Source organism: Streptomyces sp. NPDC005566 (assembly GCF_040605575.1).
In the GTDB taxonomy this organism is placed as follows: domain Bacteria; phylum Actinomycetota; class Actinomycetes; order Streptomycetales; family Streptomycetaceae; genus Streptomyces.
In genome coordinates this window covers 1-20,820 of the sequence record NZ_JBEXDB010000024.1, presented here as the reverse complement: position 1 = coordinate 20,820, position 20,820 = coordinate 1, and the positions used below count along the sequence as shown (strand labels likewise).

Here is a 20,820-nt window from a genome sequence, read left to right as displayed (position 1 = left end):
GGGGATCAGTCCACCGTCACGTAATCGGGGCCGGAGTAACGGCCGGTGCTGAGCTTCTGGCGCTGCATCAGCAGGTCGTTCAGCAGGCTGGAGGCGCCGAAGCGGAACCAGTGGTTGTCCAGCCAGTCCTCGCCCGCGGTCTCGTTCACCAGGACCAGGAACTTGATCGCGTCCTTGGACGTGCGGATGCCGCCTGCGGGCTTCACACCGATCTGCACTCCGGTCTGCTCCCGGAAGTCGCGCACGGCCTCCAGCATCAGCAGCGTGTTCGCCGGGGTGGCGTTGGTCCCCACCTTGCCGGTCGACGTCTTGATGAAGTCCGCGCCCGCCAGCATCCCGAGCCAGGAGGCCCGCCGGATGTTGTCGTACGTGGACAGCTCGCCGGTCTCGAAGATCACCTTCAGTCGGGCCGAACCGCACTCGGCCTTCACGGCGATGATCTCCTCGTACACCTTCAGGTAACGGCCGGAGAGGAAGGCGCCGCGGTCGATCACCATGTCGATCTCGTCGGCCCCGGCCGCCACGGCGTCGCGGACGTCCGCGAGCTTGACGTCCAGCGCGGCCCGTCCGGCGGGGAAGGCCGTCGCGACGGACGCCACCTTCACTCCGGAGCCGGCCAGCGCGGCGGCGGCGGTGGCCGCCATGTCGGGGTAGACGCAGACCGCGGCGGTGCGCGGGGTCGTGCGGTCGGTGGGGTCGGGGTTGACGGCCTTGGCGGCGAGAGCCCGGACCTTGCCCGGGGTGTCCGCGCCTTCCAGCGTCGTCAGGTCGATCATCGAGATGGCGAGATCGATGGCGTACGCCTTGGCAGTCGTCTTGATCGATCGGGTACCGAGGGAGGCGGCGCGCGCTTCGAGGCCGACGGTGTCTACGCCGGGCAGCCCGTGCAGGAAGCGGCGCAGCGCACTGTCGGACGCGGTCGCGTCGGCGAATGCGGGTGCAGTGGTGGGCATGGTCACCACATGAGCATATCTACGCGCGTAGCGACCTGTACAGGGCCCTCCCCGTTTCCGCGTCTCCCGCAGGCCGTACGCGGGCGGCGGACGGGCGCCCCGCCACCGCGCGCGCCCGTCAGGCAGAATCGGGACCATGACGAGCCCCACACCTCCCGCCGAGCCCGCCTACGCCGACCGGACCTTCCGGTCGGTCGCCGGGCTGGTCAGCGGCGCGCTGCTGATCCTGCTGGTCGGCTGGATCGGCGGCGACGCGGTGATCCGGGGCAACGGGTGGGTGCCGTGGCAGGCGCTGGCCGCGCTGCTGACCCTGATTCCGCTGATCGTGGCGTTCACCCTGCGGCCGGCCGTGTTCGCCGGTGAGGAGCGGATCCGCATCCGCAACCCGTTCCGGACGATCGTGCTGCCCTGGACCGACGTCTCCGACGTCCGGGCCTCGTACTCCAGCGAACTGTTCACCCAGGACGGCAAGAAGTACCAGCTGTGGGCGGTGCCCGTATCGCTGCGCGAGCGCAAGCGTGCGGCGCGGAAGGCGACCCGGGAGGCGCACGACGACCCGTACGGCCGGACGTCCGTGCACGCCGACGTCCGCGACATGCAGGCCCGCGCCGCCGCCGCCGACCAGTCGGTGCGGGACCTGCGGGAGCTGGCCGAGCGGGCGGGCAGGCGCAAGGAGGAGGCCGTGACCACGGCGTCGGTGCGCTGGGCGTACGAGGTGATCGCCCCGGCCGTCGTCGGTGCGGTGCTGCTCGTGGTGCTGCTCGCGATCGCCTGAGGCGGCGTTCCGCTGATCCTCGGCGGCGGCCGTCCGGCCTTCGTGCCGCGCCTTCACCGGCATCGAGCCCGCCGCATGCTGACGATCGGGATCAGGGCCGTCGCCCTGCTGCTCACCGGGGCCCCATCGGTGCGCCGCGCGACGCGGCCCGCGTGGTCCGCCCCACCGGCCCGGTGGCCGTCGCCCGCCCGACCCTGCCGGACCTGACCCCGTCCGCCCGTCACGGCCGGCAGGCGGGGTCCGGCCGTCCCCTCAGATGCCGGCGGCGGCAGCCAGGTCGCGCTTGATGCCGTTGAGCAGCTCCGTGGCCCGTTCCCGGGCCGCGGGGAGCTCGTCCGCCGAGGCGACCGGCACCACGACCTCCAGGTAGCACTTGAGTTTCGGCTCGGTTCCGCTGGGGCGGACGATGACCCGGGCTCCCGTGAGGTGGTAGCGCAGACCGTCCGTGGGGGGCAGCTGCTCCGTGCCCCGGGACAGATCCTCGGCCGAGGTGACGGGGAGGCCGGCCAGTGCGGCCGGGGGGTTCTCCCGCAGGCGGCGCATGGCGTCCGCGATGACCGTCAGGTCCTCGACCCGGACCGACAACTGGTCCGTGGCGTGCAGGCCGTGCGCGAGCGCGAGGTCGTCGAGCAGGTCGAGGAGGGTGCGGCCCTTCTCCTTCAGTACGGAGGCAAGTTCGGCGATCAGCAGCGCGGCCGTGATGCCGTCCTTGTCGCGGACCCCGTCCGGGTCCACGCAGTAGCCCAGCGCCTCCTCGTACCCGTAGCGCAGACCGTCGACGCGGGCGATCCACTTGAAGCCCGTCAGCGTCTCCTCGTACCCGAGGCCGGCCTTCTCCGCGATCCGGCCGAGCAGCGACGAGGACACGATCGACTCGGCGAACACGCCCGTGACGCCCCGGTCCACCAGGTGTGCCGCCAGCAGGGCGCCCACCTCGTCGCCGCGCAGCATCCGCCAGCCGCCGTCCGCGGACGCGTCCGGTACGGCGACGGCGCAGCGGTCGGCGTCCGGGTCGTTGGCGATGATGATGTCCGGATCCGAGCGGCGCGCGGTGGCGAAGGCGAGATCCATGGCGCCGGGTTCTTCCGGGTTCGGGAAGGCGACGGTGGGGAACGCCGGGTCGGGCTCCGCCTGCTCGGTGACGAGCACGGGCGCGGGGAAACCCGCCCGTGCGAAGGCGGCCGTGAGGACGGAGGTGCCGACGCCGTGCAGGGCCGTGTAGACGGTGCGCGCGGTGCGGGGGGAGCCGGAACCGAGGACGGTGTCCGTACGGGCGAGGTAGGCGTCGAGGACCTCGTCGCCGAGGGTCTCCCAGCCGGCCCCGGGACGCGGCACGGTCTCCAGCGGGCCGACCGCCGCGATCGCGGCGGCGATCTCCGCGTCGGCCGGCGGCACGATCTGCGAGCCGTCGCCGAGGTAGACCTTGTAGCCGTTGTCGCGCGGCGGATTGTGGCTGGCGGTGACCTCCACGCCCGCCACGGCGCCCAGATGCCTTATGGCGTACGCGAGGACGGGGGTGGGCAGCGGGCGGGGGAGCACGGCGGCGCGCAGGCCCGCTCCGGTCATCACGGCCGCGGTGTCGCGGGCGAAGTCGGCCGACTTGTAGCGGGCGTCGTAGCCGATGACGACGAGTCCGCCGGCCTGCCCCTGCGCCGTCAGGTACGCGGCGAGGCCGGCGGCGGCGCGGATGACCACGGACCGGTTCATCCGCATCGGGCCCGCGCCGAGCTCACCGCGCAGGCCGGCCGTGCCGAACTGCAGGGTGCCCGCGAAGCGGTCGGCGAGAGCGGCCAGGTCCCCGGCGTCGACGAGTCCGGCGAGCTCCGCGCGGGTCTCGGGGTCCGGGTCCTCGGCGAGCCAGGTCCTGGCCTGCGTGATGAGGTCCTGCTGCACGGTGTCCGCCTTTCTGCGGTGCGGTTGTGTGGGCCCGGGCGGGCCGCTGCGCTGCGGGGGCTCCGCCCCCCGGCCGACGAGCCCCGGACGCCGGCGAAGCCGATCCTGCTCAGATCCGGTCGAGGACCCGGGCCAGCAGCGAACCCATCCGGGCGGCCGAGTCCCGGCCTGCCTGGAGGACCTCTTCGTGGTTGAGGGGTTCCCCGCTCAGGCCGGCGGCCAGGTTCGTGACCAGGGAGATCCCCAGCACCTCCGCGCCCGCCTCACGTGCCGCGATGGCCTCCAGCACGGTGGACATGCCGACGAGGTCACCGCCCATCACGCGCACCATGTTGATCTCGGCCGGAGTCTCGTAGTGCGGGCCGGGGAACTGCACGTACACGCCCTCTTCGAGCGTCTCGTCGATCTCCTTGCACAGCGCGCGCAGCCGCGGCGAGTACAGGTCGGTCAGGTCGACGAAGTTGGCGCCGATGATCGGCGACGCCGCCGTGAAGTTGATGTGGTCGCTGATGAGCACGGGCTGTCCGGGGCGCATGCCCTCGCGGAGACCGCCGCAGCCGTTCGTCAGGACGATGGTCTTGCAGCCCGCGGCAACGGCCGTGCGGACACCGTGGGCGACGGCGGCGACGCCGCGGCCCTCGTAGTAGTGCGTGCGGCCGAGGAACACCAGGGCGCGCTTCTCACCGATCCGGTAGGAGCGGATCGTGCCGCCGTGCCCCTCCACCGCGGGCGCCGGGAACCCGGGCAGTGCGGTCACCGGGAACTCGGCCTCCGGCGCGCCGAGCGCATCGCCGGCGGGGGCCCACCCGGAGCCCATCACGAGGGCGACGTCGTGGGTCTCGGCACCGGTGAGCTCGCGCAGGCGGGCGGCGGCGTCGGCTGCGGCGACGTGGGGGTCGCCCTGGATGTGGTCCGGAATAACAGATGCGTTCACGCGGATGAGGGTAACCGGTGAATCCCTACGCGCGTAGATGCGCAGGTTCAGAGTCTGGCCTGTCGTACTCGTACTTTCGTACGAAAGCGGTGCGGGAGTGCCCCCTGGGGCGCCGCCCGGCAGAGGAACGGCACAGGTTCCGCGACGGCTCAGCAGGGGTGCTTTCGCAGACCCATCACATAGTCGTGCGGTGCGCCCGCGGACTCGGCGGCATCGGCCACCTCGCCCAGATAGCGGGCCGACGGCAGCCCGCCCTCGTAGCCGTTCAGCACGTACATCCAGGCCGGCTCCTCGCCGTCCAGGGTGTGCACGCGCACCCGCATCCGCCGGTAGATGTCGAGGCCGACACCCTCCCAGCGGTCCATGGAGTCCTCGTCCATCGGAGCCAGGTCGTACAGCGCGACGAAAACCTGGGAGCGGGGCGCCTCCACGACCGTGGCGAGCGCGCCCTCCCAACCCATCTGCTCCCCGCCGAACGTCAGCCGCCAGCCGTTGAGCCAGCCGGTGCCGCGCAGCGGGGAATGCGGAGCGCGGCGCGTCATCAGCCGCGCGTCGAGGTTGCCGGCGTACGCGGCGTAGAGCGACATGGGGTCGAGGGTACGGGAGGTGACGGGGCGCGTGCCGAATCCTGTGAGGAAGCCCCCGGCCGGGGCGTCGTGGCGGGTGGTGCCATCGGGCCCGGAGGCCGTGGCGCGATCGGCCTCGTTCCCGTATGGAGGGCCCCGGGGCGAAGCACCTTGGCGCGTGCGGGACAATGAATTACGTACTGCATTCCCCGGGGCGATCCCCCGGACCCCCGGCCGGGGCGGCAGACGGCCGCGGGAAGACACCACGCGAGGCGGACTTTTCGTGACCCGGATCGTGATCATCGGCGGTGGCCCCGGCGGCTACGAGGCGGCACTGGTGGGCGCCCAGCTCGGCGCCGAGGTGACCGTCGTCGACTGCGACGGCCTCGGCGGCGCGTCGGTACTCACCGACTGCGTTCCTTCGAAGACCCTGATCGCGACGGCCGAGGTGATGACCACCTTCGACTCCTCGTACGAGGAACTGGGCATCATCGTCGCCGACGACACGCCGCACATAGAGCAGGCGGCGCGCGTGGTCGGTGTCGACCTCGGCAAGGTCAACCGACGGGTCAAGCGCCTGGCGCTCGCCCAGTCCCACGACATCACCGCCTCCGTCACCCGCGCCGGCGCCCGGGTCATGCGCGGGCGCGGCCGCCTCGAGGGCCTCCAGGCCGCCGACGGCTCCCGCCAGGTCGTGGTGACCGCGGCCGACGGCACCGAGGAGCACCTCACCGCCGACGCCGTCCTGATAGCGACGGGCGCCCACCCCCGGGAGATCCCGGACGCCCTGCCCGACGGCGAGCGCATCCTGAACTGGACCCAGGTCTACGACCTGGACGAGCTCCCCGAGGAACTCATCGTGGTCGGCTCCGGTGTGACCGGCGCCGAGTTCGCCGGCGCCTACCAGGCGCTCGGCTCCCGCGTCACCCTCGTCTCCTCCCGCGACCGGGTCCTCCCGGGCGAGGACCCGGACGCCGCAGCCGTCCTGGAGGACGTCTTCCGGCGCCGTGGAATGAACGTCATGGCCCGCTCCCGGGCCCAGTCCGCGAAGCGCGTCGGAGACCGCGTCGAGGTCACGCTGGCCGACGGCCGCGTCATCTCCGGTACGCACTGCCTGATGGCCGTCGGCGCGATCCCCAACACCGCGGGGATGGGCCTGGAGGAGTCCGGGGTCCTGCTCAAGGAGTCCGGTCACATCCGTACCGACCGCGTCTCCCGCACGAGCGCCCCCGGCGTCTACGCGGCCGGCGACGTCACCGGCATCTTCGCGCTGGCCTCCGTCGCCGCGATGCAGGGCCGGATCGCGATGTACCACTTCCTCGGGGACGCGGTGGCTCCGCTGGACCTGAAGACGGTCTCCTCCAACGTCTTCACCGACCCCGAGATCGCCACGGTCGGGTACAGCCAGGCCGACGTCGACTCCGGGAAGATCGACGCCCGCGTCGTGAAGCTGCCGCTGCTGCGCAACCCGCGCGCCAAGATGCAGGGCATCCGGGACGGCTTCGTCAAGATCTTCTGCCGCCCCGGCACCGGCATCGTGGTCGGCGGCTGTGTCGTCGCGCCGAGGGCCAGCGAGCTGATCCATCCGATCTCGATCGCGGTCGACAACAATCTGACGGTGGAACAGATCGCGAACGCGTTCACCGTGTACCCGTCCCTGTCCGGATCGATCGCGGAAGTGGCCCGGCAGTTGCACACCCGTAAGCGGGCGGGCGAGGCGTAGCAGGAGCCGAGGGACTGCCGGCGAAGCGGCGATCCCCGGCAACCCCGGCGTCCTGACAGGGCGTTCGTGCATCTCCCCGGCATCTCCCGGACAACTCGAGAACAACACCAGGGCCTCCTATACCACTAGGGGGCCCTGCGCATGTACAACTTCTCTTATTCGGCGCAAACTGCTGAAAAGCAACCTACGGCCAGGTTACTGTCAGTTCCGTGTTCGCTGCAGAACGTCGTCAGTTGATCCTCGAAATGGTGCGCGCCAACGGGGCGGTATCGCTCCGTGAGCTCGCCCGCGTCGTCCAGACCTCCGAAGTGACCGTACGGCGGGACGTGCGGGCACTGGAGGCAGAAGGACTCCTCGACCGCCGGCATGGCGGTGCGGTTTTGCCGGGCGGTTTTACGCGGGAGTCCGGCTTTCCGCAGAAATCCCATCTCTCCACCGCGGAGAAAACGGCTATCGCCGACCTGGCCGCCGGCCTCGTCGGTGAAGGCGAGGCCATCGTGGTCGGCGCCGGAACGACCACGCAGGAGCTGGCCCGCCGGCTCGCGCGTGTTCCCGGTCTGACGGTGGTCACCAACTCGCTGCTCGTCGCCCAGGCGTTGGCCCATGCCAACCGGGTGGAAGTGGTGATGACCGGCGGCACGCTGCGCGGGAGCAACTACGCGCTCGTGGGCAGCGGGGCCGAGCAGTCCCTCCAGGGGCTGCGGGTGTCCCGCGCGTTCCTCTCCGGGAGCGGGCTGACCGCCGAGCGCGGACTGTCCACGTCCAACATGCTCTCGGCGAGCGTCGACCGGGCGCTGGTGCAGGCGGCGGCGGAGGTGGTGGTGCTCGCGGACCACACCAAGCTCGGCTCCGACACCATGTTCCAGACGGTCCCCACGGAGCTGATCACCCGACTGGTGACCGACGAACCGCCGGTCCACGACGAGCGTGCCGCCACCGAGCTGCAGGCTCTGGCGGACCAGGGCGTGGAGATCACGGTCGCGGGACCCGACGCGGAGTCGTCCGGCGGTGACAGCGGTCAGGGCCACCGGCCTCGACGGGACATGCCGCTGCCGGGCCAACGTCGCACCCAGCCGGGGGGCCACTCGGGACTGGGGCCACCGCAGTTGCGGAGCGCGGCGGCGCTGGCCGAGCAGGGGCCGGGGGAGCGTGCCCGGGTGGCGGACCTGCGGCGGCGGTAGCGGGGGCACGAGCGGCTTCCCTCCGTCCGTGACCCGGGGAGGGCCTCAGCCGCCCCGTGGGCCGGGCGTGGCCTCCCCGCCCTTCAGGCCCTGGAGCGTCAGCATCAGAAGGCGGTCGGCCAGGCCGGGATCCGACGGAGTCTGCTCGGCCGCCAGCGCGATCGCGTTCGTCAGCTGCAGCAGATCGTCGATCGAGACATCCGCCCGCACCGAACCGCTCGCCTGGGCCCGCGCCAGCAGCCGCGCCCCCGCCTGACGCAGGGGCACATTGCACGGCGCCAGGGCCGAAGTCGCGTCGCCCGAAGCCGACATGAGCGCCTGCGCCAGGCCGCGGTACTCACCGGCATGGGTGACGATCGCGCCCAGCCACTCCACCAGCGCCCTGCACGGCTGCTCCGCCTCCGCCAGTTCGCGGGAGCGGGCGAGCAGTGAGGCCAGGGCTTCCTGGAACACCGCGTTCATCAGCGCGTGCCGGTTCGGGAAGTGCCGGTACAGCGTGCCGATGCCGACCTCCGCCCGCCGGGCGATGTCCTCGAGCGAGGCATCCGTACCGTGCTCGGCGAAGGACGTGCGCGCCTCGCCGACCAGTCGCTCGTAGTTGCGGCGCGCGTCGGCGCGCATCGGCCGGTCCGGTGTCCGTGCCGTGCTCATCGCCATCGCGCTGTCCTCCTGGTCTCCGCCCTGCGTCCAGGATGCCACCGAGGGCCCGGTCGCTGTCGGGTACGTCATCGACAGCGACCGGGCCCTCGGGGAGGAGAAGAGCCCTCAGTCCTTGATCTCGCAGATGGGGGCGCCGGAGGAGATGGAGCTGCCGACCTCCGCCGACAGGCCCTTGACGGTGCCGGAGCGGTGGGCGTTGAGGGGCTGTTCCATCTTCATCGCTTCGAGGACGACGATGAGGTCGCCTTCCTTGACTTCCTGGCCCTCTTCGACGGCGATCTTCACGATGGTGCCCTGCATGGGTGAGGCGAGGGTGTCACCGGAGGCGGCGGAGCCGGCCTTCTTCGCGGCGCGACGCTTGGGCTTGGCGCCGGCGGCGAGGCCGGTGCGGGCCAGGCTCATGCCGAGCGAGGAGGGCAGGGAGACCTCGAGGCGCTTGCCGCCGACCTCGACGACGACGGTCTCGCGGCCCGACTCCTCGTCCGCTTCGATGTCGGCGGGGACGGCGAAGGCGGGGATGTCGTTGACGAACTCCGTCTCGATCCACCGGGTGTGGACGCGGAACGGGTCGGCGGTGAACGCCGGGTCGACGACGACGGCCCGGTGGAAGGGGATGGCCGTCGCCATGCCCTCGACGGTGAACTCGGCCAGTGCGCGGGCTGCGCGCTGGAGCGCCTGCTCACGCGTCGCACCGGTCACGACGAGCTTGGCGAGCAGGGAGTCCCAGGCGGGGCCGATGACACTGCCGGACTCGACGCCCGCGTCGAGACGGACACCCGGACCCGAGGGCGGGTTGAAGACGGTGACGGTGCCGGGGGCGGGCAGGAAGCCGCGGCCCGGGTCCTCGCCGTTGATCCGGAACTCGAACGAGTGACCGCGAACCGCCGGGTCGCCGTAGCCGAGCTCCTCGCCGTCGGCGATGCGGAACATCTCCCGGACGAGGTCGAGGCCGGTGACCTCCTCGGTGACCGGGTGTTCGACCTGGAGGCGGGTGTTGACCTCGAGGAAGGAGATGGTGCCGTCGACACCGACGAGGAACTCCACGGTGCCCGCGCCGACGTAGCCGGCCTCCTTCAGGATCGCCTTGGACGCGGCGTACAGCTCCGCGTTCTGCGCCTCGGAGAGGAACGGTGCGGGGGCTTCCTCGACGAGCTTCTGGTGGCGGCGCTGCAGCGAGCAGTCACGGGTGGAGACGACGACCACGTTGCCGTGGGAGTCGGCCAGGCACTGGGTCTCCACGTGCCGCGGCTTGTCGAGGTAGCGCTCCACGAAGCACTCACCGCGCCCGAACGCGGCGACGGCCTCACGGACCGCGGAGTCGTACAGCTCCGGGATCTCCTCGAGGGTGCGGGCGACCTTCAGGCCGCGCCCGCCACCGCCGAAGGCGGCCTTGATCGCGACGGGCAGCCCGTTCTGCTCGGCGAACGCGACGACCTCCGCGGACCCGGAGACCGGGTCGGGGGTGCCGGCGACGAGCGGGGCGCCGGCGCGCTGGGCGATGTGCCGGGCGGCGACCTTGTCGCCGAGGTCGCGGATGGCCTGCGGGGGCGGGCCGATCCAGGTCAGGCCGGCGTCCAGGACGGCCTGGGCGAACTCGGCGTTCTCCGAGAGGAAGCCGTAGCCGGGGTGGATCGCGTCGGCCCCGGAGTCCTTGGCCGCCTGGAGGACCTTGCCCATGTCCAGGTAGCTGGCTGCCGGGGTGTCACCGCCCAGAGCGAACGCCTCGTCGGCCGCGCGGACATGCAGAGCATCCCGGTCCGGATCGGCGTAGACGGCTACGCTCGCGATTCCGGCATCCTGGCAAGCCCGAGCAACGCGGACAGCGATTTCGCCACGGTTGGCGATGAGCACCTTGCGCACGATGACTCCCTCCTTGAGAACAAGCTGAGTTTAGGGACTACCGACACGGCCGTACGACCCGTCCCCAAAGGTGAACTTGCCCACACGGAGTGTGATTCGAGGCTTGCTCGAGTCGCGAAATCCCTTGTCGCACCACGGTACGCCGCGATCCTTAACCGCACAGTAGCCACGAGGTGTGGTCCAAGTCTCTGTTCGTACGGTCAGCCACATGCAGTGTTTCTTTGTGGACACCCTACGAACGGCCGAGGGAATCTTTGCCGAACGTACGAGGTGGCGCGAGGACTGCGCGACCCCTTGTCCGAAGGATTACCGGTTAGTAGGGTCCGCGCTGTATCGCAGGTACTACAGGTAACAGGGGGTGGGCGCCGTGGTGCGCAGATCAGTGGCCGTCATAACCGCGATCGTTCTTTTCGGGGAAGCCGCGGGCATCGTGCTCATCAACGGCATCCTCGCAACGGTCGTCGACAATCAGAAGATGTCCCTGGCGGGCATGGACCCGGACGTGATGTCCACCGGCACGTGGGTGATGGGTGGCTTCTCCGGGCTCCTGCTGGTGGCGTGCGGTCTGATCCCGCTGCTGGCCGGTATCCGTGACCGCGCGCCGGGCCGGATCGCCAGGATCGCCCTCATCGGGTGCGCGGTCGTGCACGGGGTGCTGGGCGCCGTGGTGGTCGGCCTGGTCGGCTGGACCGCGTTCGCCTTCATGATGGTCGTCCTGGGGCTGATCGTGCTGACCCTGGTGGCGTACGGGCGCCGTGAGACGGGCAGCGACGAGAAGGAGGCCGGCACCAGCGGGAGCGGCGCCGGAGCCGGGGCGCCCGCGCCGGCGTGAAACCGGGTCCGCTCAGACCCACAACTCGGTGACGGAGATGCCGAGTTCGCCGAGCAGTCGGCGCAGCAGGGGCAGCGAGAGCCCGATGACATTGCCGTGGTCGCCCTCGATCGACTCGACGAAGGGCGCCGAGCGGCCGTCCAGGGTGAACGCGCCCGCGACATGGAGCGGCTCGCCGGAGGCGACGTAGGCGGCCACCTCGGCGTCGGTCGGCTCGCCGAACCTGACGACGGTGGACGCGGTCGCCGACGCCGTACGGCCGGTCGCCGCGTCGATCACGCTGTGCCCGGTCTGCAGGACGCCGGCCCGGCCGCGCATGGACTTCCAGCGTGCCGTGGCCTCCTCGCTGTCGGCGGGCTTGCCGAGCGCCTCACCGTCCAGCTCGAGGACGGAGTCGCAGCCGATGACCAGCGCGCCGGAGGCCTCGGGACGGGCCGCGACGGCGGCGGCCTTGGCCTCGGCCAGCACGAGCGCCAGCTCCGCCGGTGTCGGGGCCGAGAGCGCGTCCTCGTCCACGCCGCTGACGATCACCTCGGGGGCGAAGCCCGCCTGACGTAGGAGGCCGAGACGGGCGGGGGAGGCGGAGGCGAGCACGAGGCGGCGCTGATCAGTCATAGCGGCCATCGTAGAAGGGACCCGGTGCCCTCGTGACCCGGACTCGGCCCCTGAGACACGGGCTCGGCACCGCGACCCGGACCGGGGTCCCTCGTGACGGGGGCTCAGCGGGTGCCCAGGACGAACATCGCGACGACCATGGCCAGGGCGAGCAGCAGGCCCGCGCGGCGCATCATGTCCTGGGCGTCGCGCAGTTCCTTCGGCGGCTTGTTCTCGGGGTCGGACCACAGCATGGTTCCGATGGTGGCCCGGGGACGGCTGCGGCGCCTGAGTACCCGTACTCAGGCGCCGCAACCGTGCGACTCAGCGCTCCCCGTCAGACGGGCCAGTACGTCCGGGCCCAGGACCGCGGGCCCGGACGCAGCGCCCCGCGGCGCGCGACACGGCCCGGGTCGGACCACTGCTCGGGAGGCATCGGATCGCCGGACGGCAGCGCGGCACCCGCCGCGGCACGCGCCCGGACGACCGCCAGGGCGGCAGCCAGTTCCTCCGGGGTGGGATTGCCCCGTACGACCTTGATCATGGTGGCTCCCGGTGCCTAGAGGGGAATGTTGCCGTGCTTCTTCGGGGGCAGCGACTCGCGCTTGGTGCGGAGCTGGCGCAGGCCCTTGACGAGGTGGGCCCGGGTGTCGGAAGGCATGATGACCGCGTCGACGTAGCCTCGTTCGGCGGCGACGTAGGGGTTGAGGAGGGCGTCCTCGTAGTCGGCCATCAGTTCGGCGCGGGTCGTCTCGGGGTCGTCGGCGGCGGCGATGGTGCGGCGGTGCAGGATGTTGACCGCGCCCTGGGCGCCCATGACCGCGATCTGTGCGGTCGGCCAGGCCAGGTTGAGGTCGGCGCCCAGGTGCTTGGAGCCCATGACGTCGTAGGCGCCGCCGAAGGCCTTGCGGGTGATGACCGTGATCAGCGGGACGGTCGCCTCGGCGTAGGCGTAGATCAGCTTGGCGCCGCGGCGGATGATGCCGCCGTACTCCTGGTCGACGCCCGGCAGGAAGCCGGGGACGTCCACGAAGGTCAGGACCGGCACGTTGAAGGCGTCGCAGGTGCGGACGAAGCGCGCGGCCTTCTCGCTGGCGTTGATGTCCAGACAGCCGGCGAACTGCATCGGCTGGTTGGCGACGATGCCGACGGGGTAGCCTTCGATGCGGCCGAAGCCCGTGATGATGTTCGGCGCGAACAGGGCCTGGGTCTCCAGGAACTCGCCCTCGTCGAGCACGTGCTCGATGGCGGTGTGCATGTCGTACGGCTGGTTCGCGGAGTCCGGGATGAGGGTGTCGAGCTCGCGGTCCTCGTCCGTGGTCTCCAGGTCGGCTTCCTCGGGGAAGGCCGGAGCTTCCGAGAGGTTGTTCGACGGGAGGTAGGACAGCAGGGACTTGACGTACTCGATGGCGTCCTTCTCGTCGCCCGCCATGTGGTGCGCGACACCGGAGGTGGTGTTGTGCGTGCGGGCGCCGCCCAGTTCCTCGAAGCCGACGTCCTCACCGGTGACGGTCTTGATGACGTCGGGTCCGGTGATGAACATGTGCGAGGTCTGGTCGACCATGACCGTGAAGTCGGTGATCGCGGGGGAGTAGACCGCCCCGCCCGCGCACGGCCCCACGATCAGGGAGATCTGCGGGACGACACCCGAGGCGTGCACGTTGCGGCGGAAGATCTCGGCGAACAGGCCGAGGGCGGCCACACCCTCCTGGATGCGGGCGCCGCCGCCGTCGTTGATGCCGATGACCGGGCAGCCGGTCTTCATCGCGAAGTCCATGACCTTCACGATCTTCTCGCCGTAGACCTCGCCGAGCGAGCCGCCGAAGATCGTGAAGTCCTGCGAGTACACGCAGACGGGGCGACCGTCCACGGTGCCGTAGCCGGTGACGACACCGTCGCCGTAAGGGCGGTTCTTCTCGATGCCGAAATTCGTCGACCGGTGCCGTGCGAACTCGTCGAGCTCCACGAAGGAACCTTCGTCGAGCAGGAGCTCGACGCGCTCACGGGCGGTCAACTTGCCCTTGGCGTGCTGCTTTTCGACGGCGCGTGCGGAACCTGCGTGCGTGGCCTCGTCGATACGGCGCTGCAGATCCTCGATCTTGCCCGCGGTCGTGTGGATGTCGCTCTGCGGCTCGGACATCGGGTGGCGGCTCCCTGCCTGGTCACGGGGACGGCTGGTACATCCAGTAAAGGTGCTGGACCTAAAAGTGCTCGACGGCTACCGGCTCGTCGGCTGGTGTTAGCTACTGATCCGTAGCGTATCGGCGCGCATACGGTTCGGCAGTGCGTCGTTGCCCACACCTAATGTGGGTTGCATGACACCTCCGGATGCGCCACACAACCGCTGGTCGGACCTCGACAGACCGCCTCTGAACGCCGCCGCGCTGCGCCGCGGACTGCTGAGACCGGGCGGCCTGTGGACCTCGCTGGACATCGTCGGGACGACCGGCTCCACCAACTCCGACCTCGCGGCACGGGCCGCCTCCGGACTGGCCGAGGGCACCGTGCTGGTCGCCGAGGAGCAGACCGCGGGCCGCGGGCGACTGGACCGCAGCTGGACGGCACCGCCCCGGTCGGGGCTGTTCTTCTCGGTCTACCTGACCCCCGGTGACGTGCCCCCCGAGCGCTGGGGCTGGCTGCCGCTGCTGGCCGGTGTGGCGACCGCGACGGCTCTCGCGCAGTCCGCCGGCGTCGACATGGCACTGAAATGGCCCAACGACCTCCTGGTGACCATTCCGACGGGCTCCGGCACCCGCCCCGGGGAGACCGGGACCCCGCCCGGCGCGGAGCGCAAGACCGGCGGCATCCTCGCCGAACGGGCCGGTGACGGCGTCGTCATCGGTATCGGACTCAACGTCTCCCTGCGCGCGGCCGAGCTCCCCGCCCCCCAGGCAGGTTCGCTGGCGCTCGCCGGGGCCGTGTCGACCGACCGGGAGACGTTGCTGCGGGCCGTCCTGCGCTCTCTGGAGGAGTGGTACGGCCGGTGGCGCGAAGCGAAGGGCGACGCCGCCGAGAGCGGCCTCCAGGCCGCGTACGCGGCAGGCTGCGCCACCCTGGACCGCACGGTGCGGGCCGAGCTGCCCGGCGACCGGTCCGTCGTCGGCGAGGCCGTCGCGATCGACGGCGACGGGCGGCTGGTCCTGGCCACCGGGGACGGGCTCCAGGAACCCGTTTCCGCCGGTGACATCGTCCATCTGCGCGGAGCGGAGGGCGGGCTGACCTGAACCGGGCCGGCGCCGGCGTACGCACGGCGCGGACGGCACGGGCGATTGCGGACGATGTCTCTCACGACGCACCCGAACCGGGCAACCGGGGACGTGAGCTGGGGCACACCTGCCGTATCGTGGAGGCGATCCAGCGACAGATCGGCAGGGCAGTGCGCAGGGAACGGGCAGGAGGCGGCCGGTGACCGTCGACGACACGAACTCAGGCGCGGGCGCGGAGCCCCCGCCGGGAGCCTCGGTCCACGCGACACCGCATCACGAAGTCGACCACACGGCCGAACCGACCGACGACCCTCTCGCGATCCGGCTGGAACAGCTGATCCTGGGGGCGGACCGGCGCTACACGCCGTTCCAGGCGGCCAGGACCGCCGGGGTCTCCATGGACCTGGCGTCCCGGTTCTGGCGAGCCATGGGCTTCGCCGACATCGGGCAGGCCAAGGCGCTCACCGAAGCGGACGTGCTGGCGCTGCGGCGCCTGGCGGGCCTCGTGGAGGCCGGGCTGCTCAGCGAGCCGATGGCGATCCAGGTGGCCCGGTCGACCGGGCAGACGACCGCGCGGCTCGCGGAGTGGCAGATCGACTCCTTCCTGGAAGGGCTGACCGAGCCCCCCGAGCCCGGTATGACGCGTACCGAGGTCACCTATCCGCTGGTCGAGCTGCTCCTGCCCGAGCTGCAGGAATTCCTCGTGTACGTGTGGCGGCGCCAGCTGGCCGCCGCCACCGGCCGGGTCGTGCAGGCCGCCGACGACGAGGAGATGGTCGACCGCCGGCTCGCCGTGGGCTTCGCCGACCTCGTCGGCTTCACACGGCTGACCCGGCGGCTGGAGGAGGAGGAGCTCGGTGAGCTCGTCGAGGCCTTCGAGACGACCTCCGCCGACCTGGTCGCCGCCCACGGCGGACGGCTGATCAAGACACTGGGCGACGAGGTCCTCTTCGCCGCGGACGACGCGGGCACGGCGGGTGAGATAGCGCTCCGGCTGGTCGAGGCGATGGCGCAGGACACCACGATGCCCGCCCTGCGGGTGGGCATCGCGTTCGGCACGGTCACCACCCGGATGGGCGATGTGTTCGGGACGACGGTGAATCTGGCCAGCCGGCTGACCTCGATAGCGCCGAAGGACGCCGTGCTGGTCGACAGCGCGTTCGCCCAGGAGCTGACGCGGACCGGTGACGCCCCCGCCTCCGAGGCCCAGGCGGCCGAGGTGGTCGCGGCGGCGGCCGAGCGGGCGCGGCTGGCCGAGAAGGAGGGCCGGCCGGTGGAGGAGGAGCCGCCGCTGCCGACGTACCGATTTGGGTTGCAGCCGATGTGGCAGCGGCCTGTGCGGGGGCTGGGCGTGGTGGAGCCGTGGTTGCTGGCGCGGCGGGGTAAGCCGGCGTCCTGACGCGGTGGGGGGTGCGGGTGGCGCCTGCGGCGGGCCTGTCCCCTACCCGCCCCTTCGCGAAACCGTGGGCTCCGCCCCCGGGGTCCCGGGTCCTCAATCGCCGGACGGGCTCAAAAGATGCCCTCAAGCGCCGGGTGGGCTGGGGTGGCCGGGGTGGGCTCAGGGTGCCCTCAAACGCCGGGCGGGCTTGGGGTGGTCGGGCTCCTGGGTGGCCTCATGCGCCGGCGGGCCGGGGTTGGTCGGGCTCAGGGTGCCCTCAAGCGCCGGGCGGGCTGGGGGTGGCCGGGGTGGGCTCAAGAGATGCCCTCATGCGTCAGCGGGCTGGGGGTGGTCGGGCTCCTGGGTGGCCTCATGCGCCGGCGGGCTGGAGATGGTCGGGGTGGGCTCGGGGGGTGCCCTCATACGCCGGGGTGGCCGGGTGGGCTGGGGTCGGGAGGGCCGGACGCCTAGGATCCCCCGGTAACGCTCGTTAACCGGAGGGGTGCAGTCATGACCGTCACGTCGGAGCAGCGGTTCGGGGAGTTCGTTGTCGTGCGGCGGCACGAGGGCCAGGAGCATGTGGCCGAGCTCGTGCTCGACCGGCCCAAGGCGATGAACGCGGTGTCCACCGACATGGCTCGTTCGATCGGGGCCGCCTGTGCCGCGCTCGGCGCCGATCAGGGGGTGCGCGTCACCGTGCTCACCTCCAGTCATGAGCGGGCCTTCTGCGTGGGCGCGGACCTCAAGGAGCGGAACTCCTTCACGGACGCCGAGCTGGTGCGGCAGCGGCCCACCGCGAGGGCCGCGTACACGGGTGTGCTCGAACTGCCGATGCCGACGGTCGCCGCCGTGCACGGCTTCGCCCTCGGTGGTGGCTTCGAGCTCGCGCTGGCCTGCGATGTGATCGTGGCCGACCGCACGGCCGTGGTCGGACTGCCCGAGGTGTCCGTCGGTGTCATTCCCGGCGGCGGCGGTACGCAGTTGCTGCCCCGCCGGGTCGGCGCTGCGCGCGCGGCGGAGCTGGTCTTCTCCGCGCGGCGGGTGGAGGCGGCCGAGGCGCGTGAGCTGGGGCTGGTGGACGAGCTGGTCGACGCGGGCCTGGACCGGGACGAGGCGCTGGCGCTCGGCGGCCGGATCGCCGTCAACTCCCCGGTGGGTCTCCGCGCCGCGAAGCGGGCCCTGCGGCTCGGCCAGGGTTTGGATCTGCGGGCGGGGCTCGAGGTCGAGGACGCGGCCTGGCGGTCGGTTGCCTTCTCCGGGGACCGGGCCGAGGGCGTGGCCGCGTTCAACGAGAAGCGGAAGCCGAACTGGCCGGGTGAGTGACGGCCGCGCCCGGCGGAGCGCTCTGAAGATCATCCGCGCTGTCAACTGATCAAATCATCACAAACCTCCCTAAGCTGTGGTGATGGGCGGTGATGATGAGCGGCTGCGCGCCGTGGTTTCGCTGGCGCAGACCATGGCGGCGGCCTACACCTCGCGCGAGTCCTGGCGGGCCGCGGCGCTGGGCGCGTGCGAGGCGCTGGGCGGCAGCTTCGCGGCCCTGTCCGTGTGGGAGCGGGACCGGGGCAGGCTGCGGGTGCTGGTGAACGCGGGGGAGCGGGCCGAGGGGGAGGAGGAGTACCCCGACGAGGAGGCCTACCCCGTCCATCAGTTCCCGGAGATCACCGAGTTCCTGCACGAGCGCTGGGCGGGCGGCGGCGAGCCGGACGCCTGGGTGGAGACCGCCGACGGCAGCCCGGCCGCCGGAGCCCCGGCCCGGGGCGCCCGCCCGTACTGCCACCAGCGGGTCGCGGCCCTGCGGCGGCGGGGGCGGGGCTGCTGCGTGGTGGCGCCGATCGTGCTGCACGGGAGGGCATGGGGCGAGCTGTATGTGGCGCGTCCGGCCGGTGCGCGGGTGTTCGACCGGGACGACGCGGACTTCGCCACCGTGCTGGCCGCCGTCGTCGCGGCGGGCATCGCCCAGACCGAGCGTCTGGAGGAGGTCCGCAAGCTGGCCTTCACCGACCCGCTGACCGGGCTCGCCAACCGTCGCGCCGTCGACCTCCGGCTCGACGAGGCGGTGGAGCGGCACCGTACGGAGGATGCCGTGGTGAGCCTGGTCGTCTGCGACCTGAACGGCCTCAAGGCGGTCAACGACACCCATGGCCATGCGGTCGGCGACCGCCTGCTGGAACGTTTCGGCTCTGTGCTCTCGCTCTGCGGGGCGATGCTTCCCGGGGCGTTGGCGGCACGGCTGGGCGGCGACGAGTTCTGCCTGCTGACCGTAGGGCCCACGGCGGACGACGTGGTCCGGGTCTCCGAGGAGCTCTGCGCGCGGGCCGTCGCCCTGGAGCTCGGCAACGGGGTCGCCTGCGGGGTCGCCTCGACCGGCGACGAGATCGGCCCCGTACGCTCCGCGCGCCGGCTCTTCCGGCTCGCCGACGCGGCCCAGTACCAGGCCAAGGCGGCGCATTCCCGGAGGCCGGTGGTGGCGGGGCGCGACGGTGAGGTGATCCGCCTCGCCGACTCGCCGCCGAAGTCGCCGCACGACCGCCGGAGGCTGCGCGGCAGTCCGCCTCCCGAGAGCGGGTTGCCGGATCGGTAAGGGGTCAACCGTACGACCACTAGTGACATGTCGAGATTCAGTCCGTACGCTTCTGAATATGGATATGCATACAGTCGTGGTGGGGACGTCCGGTACCACCGCCGAGGACGTCATCGCCGTGGCCCGCGAGGGCGCCCGTGTCGAGCTCTCGCAGGACGCCGTCGACGCCCTCGCCGCCGCCCGGGAGATCGTCGACGCGCTCGCCGCCAAGCCCGAGCCGGTCTACGGCGTCTCCACCGGCTTCGGCGCCCTCGCCAGCCGGCACATCAGCCCGGACCTCCGGGCGCAGCTGCAGCGCAACATCGTGCGCTCGCACGCGGCGGGCATGGGCCCCCACGTGGAGCGCGAGGTCGTGCGGGCGCTGATGTTCCTGAGGCTGAAGACGCTCGCCTCCGGGCACACCGGCGTACGCCCCCAGGTCGCGCAGACCATGGCGGACGTGCTCAACGCGGGCATCACCCCCGTCGTGCACGAATACGGCTCGCTCGGCTGCTCCGGCGACCTGGCCCCGCTCTCGCACTGCGCCCTGACCCTCATGGGCGAGGGCGACGCGGAGGGCCCCGACGGCGTCGTACGCCCTGCCGGTGAGCTCCTCGCCGAGCACGGCATCACGCCCGTCGAGCTGCGCGAGAAGGAGGGCCTCGCCCTGCTCAACGGCACCGACGGCATGCTCGGGATGCTCGTCATGGCCCTCGCCGACCTGAAGAACCTCTACACCGCCGCGGACATCACCGCCGCGCTCTCCCTGGAAGGCCTCCTCGGCACGGAGAAGGTCCTCGCCCCCGAGCTCCACGCCATCCGCCCCCACCCGGGCCAGGGCGCCTCCGCCGACAACATGCTGCGGGTGCTGGCCGGATCCGGCCTCACCGGCCACCACCAGGACGACGCGCCCCGCGTCCAGGACGCCTACTCCGTACGCTGCGCACCCCAGGTCAACGGAGCGGGACGCGACACCCTCACGCACGGGCGGCTCGTCGCGGACCGTGAGCTGGCCTCCTCCGTCGACAACCCCGTCGTGCTCCCGGACGGCCGCGTGGAGTCCAACGGCAACTTCCACGGTGCGCCCGTCGCGTACGTGCTCGACTTCCTGGCGATCGTCGCCGCCGACCTCGGCTCGATCACCGAGCGCCGCACCGACCGGCTCCTGGACAAGAACCGCTCGCACGGTCTGCCGCCGTTCCTCGCCGACGACGCCGGAGTCGACTCCGGGCTGATGATCGCCCAGTACACGCAGGCCGCCCTGGTCAGCGAGATGAAGCGGCTCGCGGTTCCCGCGTCCGTCGACTCGATCCCCTCCTCCGCGATGCAGGAGGACCACGTCTCCATGGGCTGGTCGGCCGCGCGCAAGCTCCGTACCGCCGTCACCAACCTCGCGCGGATCGTCGCCGTCGAGCTGTACGCGGCCACGCGCGCCGTCGAACTGCGCGCCGCCCAGGGGCTGGCCCCCGCGCCCGCCTCGCTGGCCGTCATCGAGGCGCTGCGTGCCGCCGGTGTCCAAGGGCCGGGCCCCGACCGCTTCCTCTCGCCCGACCTGGCAGCCGCCGACGCCTTCGTTCGGGAAGGGAAGCTGGTCGCCACCGCGGAGGCGGTGACCGGACCGCTCGCCTGACCCCGTACGCACCGAAGGGCCGTTGCACCCGCGGGTGCGGAGTACCGATCGTCGCCCAGCGCAAGGTCAATT

Annotated in this window: 19 protein-coding genes; 9 read left to right on the top strand and 10 right to left on the bottom strand. The window is 71.9% G+C overall.

Features of this window, described 5'->3' with window-relative positions; genetic code table 11:
- Positions 1-5 precede the first annotated feature (5 nt).
- Positions 6-953, bottom strand: a complete 948-nt coding sequence (gene deoC, locus ABZS61_RS30395) for a deoxyribose-phosphate aldolase (RefSeq protein ID WP_351179787.1) — start codon at positions 951-953, stop codon at positions 6-8.
- A gap of 136 nt (positions 954-1,089) precedes the next feature.
- Here deoC and ABZS61_RS30390 point away from each other — a divergent pair, with 136 nt between their 5' ends.
- Positions 1,090-1,728, top strand: coding sequence for a PH domain-containing protein (locus tag ABZS61_RS30390; protein WP_356428221.1), 639 nt, complete (start codon positions 1,090-1,092; stop codon positions 1,726-1,728).
- Between the two features lie 252 nt (positions 1,729-1,980).
- Here ABZS61_RS30390 and ABZS61_RS30385 read toward each other — a convergent pair whose 3' ends face one another.
- The 3 genes from ABZS61_RS30385 to ABZS61_RS30375 form a co-directional block, all read right to left on the bottom strand.
- Positions 1,981-3,621, bottom strand: coding sequence for a phospho-sugar mutase (locus tag ABZS61_RS30385; protein ID WP_356428218.1), 1,641 nt, complete (start codon positions 3,619-3,621; stop codon positions 1,981-1,983).
- 109 nt (positions 3,622-3,730) lie between these two features.
- Positions 3,731-4,555 carry a purine-nucleoside phosphorylase gene (locus tag ABZS61_RS30380; RefSeq protein WP_356428215.1) on the bottom strand — a complete coding sequence of 275 codons (825 nt, stop codon included), beginning with the start codon at positions 4,553-4,555 and terminating at the stop codon, positions 3,731-3,733.
- A 149-nt stretch (positions 4,556-4,704) separates the two neighbouring features.
- Complete coding sequence (locus ABZS61_RS30375) at positions 4,705-5,142, bottom strand: gamma-glutamylcyclotransferase (protein WP_307125293.1); 438 nt, start codon at positions 5,140-5,142, stop codon at positions 4,705-4,707.
- Between the two features lie 262 nt (positions 5,143-5,404).
- Between ABZS61_RS30375 and ABZS61_RS30370 the strand changes: the two genes are divergently transcribed.
- Complete coding sequence (locus ABZS61_RS30370; RefSeq protein WP_356428211.1) at positions 5,405-6,844, top strand: NAD(P)H-quinone dehydrogenase; 1,440 nt, start codon at positions 5,405-5,407, stop codon at positions 6,842-6,844.
- A 209-nt stretch (positions 6,845-7,053) separates the two neighbouring features.
- A complete protein-coding gene (locus tag ABZS61_RS30365) occupies positions 7,054-8,025 on the top strand; it encodes a DeoR/GlpR family DNA-binding transcription regulator (protein ID WP_356428209.1) in 972 nt (323 codons plus the stop codon).
- A gap of 45 nt (positions 8,026-8,070) precedes the next feature.
- On the opposite strand, the gene ABZS61_RS30360 is transcribed toward ABZS61_RS30365, so the two are convergent.
- A complete protein-coding gene (locus ABZS61_RS30360; RefSeq protein ID WP_356428438.1) occupies positions 8,071-8,682 on the bottom strand; it encodes a TetR/AcrR family transcriptional regulator in 612 nt (203 codons plus the stop codon).
- Positions 8,683-8,790: 108 nt separating this feature from the next.
- Complete coding sequence (locus ABZS61_RS30355; RefSeq protein WP_356428206.1) at positions 8,791-10,545, bottom strand: biotin carboxylase N-terminal domain-containing protein; 1,755 nt, start codon at positions 10,543-10,545, stop codon at positions 8,791-8,793.
- Positions 10,546-10,912: 367 nt separating this feature from the next.
- Between ABZS61_RS30355 and ABZS61_RS30350 the strand changes: the two genes are divergently transcribed.
- Positions 10,913-11,377 (top strand): hypothetical protein, encoded by a 465-nt coding sequence (locus ABZS61_RS30350; RefSeq protein ID WP_356428203.1) that lies wholly within the window; start codon positions 10,913-10,915, stop codon positions 11,375-11,377.
- A gap of 12 nt (positions 11,378-11,389) precedes the next feature.
- Here ABZS61_RS30350 and ABZS61_RS30345 read toward each other — a convergent pair whose 3' ends face one another.
- The 4 genes from ABZS61_RS30345 to ABZS61_RS30330 all read right to left on the bottom strand — a co-directional run bounded on the left by ABZS61_RS30345 (position 11,390) and on the right by ABZS61_RS30330 (position 14,111).
- A complete protein-coding gene (locus ABZS61_RS30345; protein ID WP_356428200.1) occupies positions 11,390-12,001 on the bottom strand; it encodes a nucleoside triphosphate pyrophosphatase in 612 nt (203 codons plus the stop codon).
- 95 nt (positions 12,002-12,096) lie between these two features.
- Positions 12,097-12,225: a hypothetical protein gene (locus ABZS61_RS30340; protein ID WP_099174806.1), complete on the bottom strand. Its 129-nt coding sequence runs from the start codon at positions 12,223-12,225 to the stop codon at positions 12,097-12,099.
- An 83-nt stretch (positions 12,226-12,308) separates the two neighbouring features.
- Positions 12,309-12,515, bottom strand: coding sequence for an acyl-CoA carboxylase epsilon subunit (locus tag ABZS61_RS30335; protein WP_356428197.1), 207 nt, complete (start codon positions 12,513-12,515; stop codon positions 12,309-12,311).
- A gap of 15 nt (positions 12,516-12,530) precedes the next feature.
- Positions 12,531-14,111 carry an acyl-CoA carboxylase subunit beta gene (locus ABZS61_RS30330; protein ID WP_356428195.1) on the bottom strand — a complete coding sequence of 527 codons (1,581 nt, stop codon included), beginning with the start codon at positions 14,109-14,111 and terminating at the stop codon, positions 12,531-12,533.
- Between the two features lie 175 nt (positions 14,112-14,286).
- Here ABZS61_RS30330 and ABZS61_RS30325 point away from each other — a divergent pair, with 175 nt between their 5' ends.
- The 5 genes from ABZS61_RS30325 to hutH all read left to right on the top strand — a co-directional run bounded on the left by ABZS61_RS30325 (position 14,287) and on the right by hutH (position 20,748).
- Positions 14,287-15,195, top strand: coding sequence for a biotin--[acetyl-CoA-carboxylase] ligase (locus ABZS61_RS30325; protein WP_356428192.1), 909 nt, complete (start codon positions 14,287-14,289; stop codon positions 15,193-15,195).
- 181 nt (positions 15,196-15,376) lie between these two features.
- Positions 15,377-16,576 carry an adenylate/guanylate cyclase domain-containing protein gene (locus ABZS61_RS30320; RefSeq protein WP_356428189.1) on the top strand — a complete coding sequence of 400 codons (1,200 nt, stop codon included), beginning with the start codon at positions 15,377-15,379 and terminating at the stop codon, positions 16,574-16,576.
- 489 nt (positions 16,577-17,065) lie between these two features.
- Positions 17,066-17,878 carry an enoyl-CoA hydratase-related protein gene (locus ABZS61_RS30315; protein ID WP_356428186.1) on the top strand — a complete coding sequence of 271 codons (813 nt, stop codon included), beginning with the start codon at positions 17,066-17,068 and terminating at the stop codon, positions 17,876-17,878.
- Between the two features lie 82 nt (positions 17,879-17,960).
- Positions 17,961-19,139 (top strand): GGDEF domain-containing protein, encoded by a 1,179-nt coding sequence (locus ABZS61_RS30310; RefSeq protein WP_356428183.1) that lies wholly within the window; start codon positions 17,961-17,963, stop codon positions 19,137-19,139.
- A gap of 64 nt (positions 19,140-19,203) precedes the next feature.
- Entirely contained in the window at positions 19,204-20,748 is a 1,545-nt protein-coding gene (gene hutH / locus ABZS61_RS30305) for a histidine ammonia-lyase (RefSeq protein ID WP_356428435.1), read from the top strand.
- The last annotated feature ends 72 nt before the right edge of the window (positions 20,749-20,820 follow it).